General features: G+C 56.5%; 3 protein-coding genes. 2 read left to right on the top strand and 1 reads right to left on the bottom strand.

All coding sequences use genetic code 11. The annotated features are described in order from the left end of the window. Window positions 1-746: 746 nt before the first annotated feature. Window positions 747-986, bottom strand: a complete 240-nt coding sequence (locus HMPREF2894_RS09030; RefSeq protein WP_141754529.1) for a hypothetical protein — start codon at window positions 984-986, stop codon at window positions 747-749. 670 nt (window positions 987-1,656) lie between these two features. Here HMPREF2894_RS09030 and HMPREF2894_RS05050 point away from each other — a divergent pair. Together HMPREF2894_RS05050 and cas2 are read left to right on the top strand one after the other, a co-directional pair. After that, window positions 1,657-3,267, top strand: a complete 1,611-nt coding sequence (locus HMPREF2894_RS05050) for a CRISPR-associated endonuclease Cas4/Cas1 (protein WP_070678086.1) — start codon at window positions 1,657-1,659, stop codon at window positions 3,265-3,267. After that, a complete protein-coding gene (cas2, locus tag HMPREF2894_RS05045; RefSeq protein WP_081094626.1) occupies window positions 3,267-3,566 on the top strand; it encodes a CRISPR-associated endonuclease Cas2 in 300 nt (99 codons plus the stop codon). Before HMPREF2894_RS05050 ends, cas2 begins: the two co-directional genes overlap by 1 nt. Window positions 3,567-4,034: the final 468 nt, after the last annotated feature.

Here is a 4,034-nt window from a genome sequence, read left to right as displayed (position 1 = left end):
TTCCTTTTCGGAGGGACTTTCATTGAGGGTCAGATTCGCCGAGCATGCCCTCACGAGCCAACGCAGATTTCCCTTCCTTTTTGGAAGGGCTTTCATTGAGGCTGCGGCAAACCTCCATGCTCACCACCGACACCACCCACATTTCCCTTCCTTTTTGGGGAGGGGCTTTCATTGAGGCAACGGGGAAACGATTTCAGCTTGGATGCCTGTCCGCATTTCCCCTTCCTTTTTGGAGGGCTTTCATTGAGGCGGTGTTCGGCGCGCACGGCGTCCACGCTCTCATGCATTTCCCTTCCTTTTTGGAAGGGCTTTCATTGAGGCAAACTCCACGGTTCGTCAAACCAGTACCGCGTCCAGGATTTCCCTACCTTTTCGGCGGGACTTTCAATAAGATAGAACAATATCCCCTCAAGGTGACTGCGGGACCTCTTGTGCTACACCTTGAGGTGTAGACTTTCTTCATTGAGGTCCGGTGCAGGAGGGTTCCCCTTCCTTTTTGGAGGGGCTTTCATTGAGGCGGCAGCAGGTGATGCCGCGGCTACTGATCCTCACCAATTTCCCTTCCTTCTGGGAAGGGCTTTCATTGAGGCTGACCAGCCCAGCAGACAGGAACTCCTGGACACCCATTTCCCTTCCTTTTGGGAAGGGCTTTCATTGAGGCGCGACGGCGAGGTTCGTCGTCAGTGTCGATTTTCCGGTGATTTCCCTTCCTTCTGGGAAGGGCTTTCATTGAGGCGACGCTACAATTAGAGATGTGAAAGCTCACCCTGATTTCCCTTCCTTTTTGGAAGGGCTTTCATTGAGGCTAGAAGCGACGGTGCCATCAGGATTGATCGCACCGATTTCCCTTCCTTTTCGGTGGGGCTTTCATTGAGGCGACCGCCAGCAGGCACCAGCACCGCGAAATCACGAAATTTCCCTTCCTTTTCGGAGGGACTTTCATTGAGGGGCAAGGGTTTAACTCGCCAAAATGCAGAATGAGGCATTTCCTTTCCTTTTCGGAGGGACTTTCATTGAGGGGGTCACATTGCTGTCGTGTTGTCGGTGAATGATGATATTTCCTTTCCTTTTCGGAGGGACTTTCATTGAGGCACACACCCGCTCGCTTTCACCGCCGACCACCTCGATATTTCCCTTCCTTCTGGGAAGGGCTTTCATTGAGGCCCGATGAGTCAGCCCACCGTCTCACGATGGGTAGAGCATTTCCCTTCCTTTTTGGAAGGGCTTTCATTGAGGCCCAGGGGTAAATCAAAAAACCACACACCGGCGGGAATTTCCCTTCCTTTTTGGAAGGGCTTTCATTAAGGCATTGAGGCGGGCTCATCCCTGCTTGCGCAGGAAACACCTCAACCTTCCCTACGGTTTCGTAGGGACTTTCCCTAACCTATTCCTGCTCCGTTCCTGGACCCGCCACAGTCCAGGAACGGAGCTTTTCCTTTTTGCCGCGCAGGAAGCAACCAGGCTAAAACACCGACCGCAAACCCCGCTCACTAGCTGCCACCCGCCTCCTCCACACATCCAAGCAGAAAACTCAACACGCCGGAATAGCGTCATAAACTCGCTGATAAGCCAAAACACCCCGCCGCAGTGCTAACCTCAAAACCAAGCAGCCAAAGCTGACTGCCTACCATACTCGCTCACACCAAGGAGACACCGATGTCTACCCCTTACAGTGCAGGCGACGAACTTCCTATCTCACTCGTCATGCACACCGTGTACTGTCCCCGCCGCGCATGGATTGAATCCAATGGCGAAAAGACCGACACCTCACAAATGCAAGAAGGGCAGTCCGCCCACAAACGAGTCGACGACCCCAAAACATCCCGCGGCACACAACAGCGCGCAGTCACCATCTCATCAACACGCCTCGGGCTCACCGGACGATGCGACGCCATCGAACCCCAAGAAGACGGTTCTACCCGCATCATCGAATACAAAGCAACCCCCGTACGCCGCAACGCATCCGTCACGCCCGCCCACAGGGTGCAGCTTGCCCTTCAGAAAATCTGCCTCGAAGAAGCCGGCGAAACCGTCAGCGAATGCGCGGTGCACTTCACCAACCACAATAAAACCGTGCCCGTCGACATCTCAGACGAAGACATCCGCACCGCAGAAGAATACGTACACACCACCCGCGCACTCATCGACAACCCGACAGCACCGCAACCCCTCGAAGACTCACCCCGCTGCAGCTGGTGCTCCCACATCTCCGTGTGCCTACCCGACGAATCCCACGGAAAAGAAAACATTACACGCGTCGTCGCCAGCAACCCCGACAGCCAAGTAGCGCACCTCACCACGCAAGGATCAAGAGCGACCGTCCAGCAAGGGCGCCTCATCGTGCAACACCTCGGCGAAACAATCAGCAGCGTACCCCTCGAACGTGTGCACAGCCTCGTGGTCCACGGAAACATTGACGTTTCCTCCGCGCTTCTACGAGAACTCATGTGGCGCAACTGCACCATCATCTGGTGCTCCAGCACCGGCCGAGTCTACGGCTGGTCGCAACCTGGCACCGGACCGAATGGACTGGCCCGCGTGCAACAGCATGTCCTCTCAGCGCAGGGGCACTTGCCCATAGCGGCCGCCATGATTGCCAGCAAAATCGCAAACCAAGCGACCCTGCTGCGCCGCAACGGCCACGCCGCAGATATATGCCGCACCATGCGAGACATCCAGAAGCACACGCCGCAGGCTACCTCAATCCCGGAACTGCTCGGCATCGAAGGTGAAGCCGCCTCGCTCTACTTCGGTAGTTTCACGACCATGCTCAAAGAAGACGTGCTCACCGAACTCGGCTGGACCTGGACTGGGCGGCAGGGGAGAGGTGCCAACGACCCCATCAACATTCTGCTGAACTACGCCTACGGGCTGCTCAGCTCAGAATGCATTCGTGCGATTCTCACCTGTGGGCTCGACCCTCATGCCGGGTTCCTGCACAGCAGCTCTCGCAATAAGCCGGCGCTCGCGCTTGACCTCATGGAAGAGTTCCGTGCAGTCATCGCGGATTCTGTGGTGGTGTCTCTTATCAATAGGAGGCAGGTCAAAGCGGCACACTTCACCGCGGTCGGTGGTAGCTACCGGCTCACACCCGATGGGCGGAAGACTATCATCGCCGCGTTCGAGAAGCGAATGGCCACGGAGATTACCCACCCCACTTACGGGTATTCGGTGACGTGGCGCCGTGCTGTTGAAGTGCAGGCCCGCATGCTCCTGGGCGTAATTAACGGAACCACCCGCGAGTACACGGGGGTGACCGTACGATAATGCGTGACGATGCCCGACGAACACTTATCGCTTACGACGTGCCCAGCGACCGGCGGCGCGCCAAGCTGGCCAAGCTCATTCTCAGTTATGGGGACCGTATTCAGTACAGCGTCTTTATTGTGGATGCGGCCCCCGCCAAGGTGCGACGCATCAAAGATGAGGTTCAGGACCTTATCGATCCGGATGAGGATTCGGTACTTTTCTGCGACCTGGGGCTGCTGGCCAGGCTTGATGAGCCGACCTTCAGCTACATTGGCCGGGCGCGCGAGGTGACCGAATCGGATGCGCTCATTCTCTAGCTGCGTGCTGCTCATTCGCTAGCGACGCGCGGCAGGGGAGCGGAGGAATGACGAGTTCGATTGCGGACTGGTAGTAGAGGTGGGGATAATGGCCTTTGGAGGCTTTGTCTGTCTCCGTGAGAACCTGGCACGTGACGTAATGTTGGCGTGTCGCTCGCGTGATGTTTTGGCTTGTCAATAGTGTTTAAATGCCTGAATGGCTGCTTGGGTATACTTTTATTTTCCTGCATTCAGGCGGGGACTTTCATTGAGGGCGGGTAGGCATAGCCAGAAGCTCCTGCGCAATCTGCAATTTCCCCGCCTTCGGGTGGGGACTTTCATTGAGGCAGGAGAGTGAGGTCAATGAGGCGGTCCACCTGGCGCAATTTCCCCGTCTTCGGGCGGGGACTTTCATTGAGGCACGGATGAACCGCCTCTCGGGTGGTCATCAAGACTGATTTCCCCGCCTTCGGGCGGGGACTTTCATTG

The sequence above is a fragment of the Rothia sp. HMSC066G02 genome (genome assembly GCF_001813145.1).
In the GTDB taxonomy this organism is placed as follows: domain Bacteria; phylum Actinomycetota; class Actinomycetes; order Actinomycetales; family Micrococcaceae; genus Rothia.
Note: the sequence above shows the minus strand (reverse complement) of the source record. Positions and strands in the feature narration are given on the sequence as shown.